Source organism: Achromobacter sp. 01N37 (assembly GCF_056399725.1).
This window is the reverse complement of the sequence record NZ_JBFTRX010000051.1, coordinates 1-1,137: the sequence shown is the minus strand read 5'-3', so window position 1 is coordinate 1,137 and position 1,137 is coordinate 1. Positions and strand designations below refer to the sequence as shown.

Sequence of the window (1,137 nt, the reverse complement as noted above, 5' to 3'; positions counted from 1 at the left end):
GGCGAAACGCAGACCTTCTTCCATGGCGATCGGAGCCAACAGCTTGACCGTCATGGCCACGTTGTCGCCCGGCAGAACCATTTCCTTGTCGGCCGGCAGCTCGATCGTGCCCGTCACGTCCGTCGTGCGGAAGTAGAACTGGGGACGATAGCCTTGGAAGAACGGAGTGTGACGGCCGCCTTCTTCCTTGGACAGGATGTACACCTCGGACGTGAAGTCCGTGTGCGGSGTGATCGAGCCCGGCTTGGCCAGAACTTGGCCGCGCTGGACGTCTTCACGCTTGGTGCCGCGCAGCAGAATGCCCACGTTGTCGCCAGCTTGACCTTGGTCCAGCAGCTTGCGGAACATTTCAACGCCGGTGCAAGTCGTCTTGACCGTCGGCACCAGGCCCACGATTTCGATTTCTTCGCCGACCTTCACGATGCCGCGTTCGATACGGCCGGTAACCACCGTGCCGCGACCCGAGATCGAGAACACGTCTTCAACCGGCATCAGGAACGCGCCGTCCACAGCGCGCTCAGGCGTCGGGATGTACGAATCCAGCGCATCGGCCAGAGCCATGATGGCTTGCTCGCCCAGTTCGCCCTTGTCGCCTTCCAGCGCCAGCTTGGCCGAACCCTTGACGATCGGGGTGTCATCACCCGGGAAGTCGTACTTCGACAGAAGTTCGCGAACTTCCATTTCCACCAGCTCGAGCAGCTCGGCGTCGTCAACCATGTCAGCCTTGTTCAGGAAGACGATRATGTACGGCACGCCAACTTGGCGGCTCAGCAGGATGTGTTCACGCGTTTGCGGCATCGGGCCGTCAGCGGCCGACACAACCAGAATAGCGCCGTCCATTTGAGCGGCGCCCGTGATCATGTTCTTCACATAGTCAGCGTGGCCCGGGCAGTCAACGTGCGCGTAGTGACGCGCTTGCGTTTCGTACTCGACGTGGGCGGTGTTGATCGTGATGCCGCGAGCCTTTTCTTCAGGAGTCGCATCGATCTGGTCGTAGCCCTTGGCTTCGCCACCGAACTTGTTCGACAGAACGGTCGTGATAGCTGCCGTCAACGTCGTTTTGCCGTGGTCAACGTGACCAATCGTACCCACGTTCACGTGCGGCTTGGTACGTTCAAACTTGCCTTTTGCCATGTG

Annotated in this window: 1 protein-coding gene; it reads right to left on the bottom strand. The window is 60.3% G+C overall.

What is annotated here, in order from left to right; all coding sequences use genetic code 11:
- Positions 1-1,134 (bottom strand): elongation factor Tu (gene tuf, locus AC1DSJ_RS30190; protein ID WP_441372763.1); only part of this gene is annotated, 1,134 nt, incomplete at its 3' end.
- Positions 1,135-1,137: the final 3 nt, after the last annotated feature.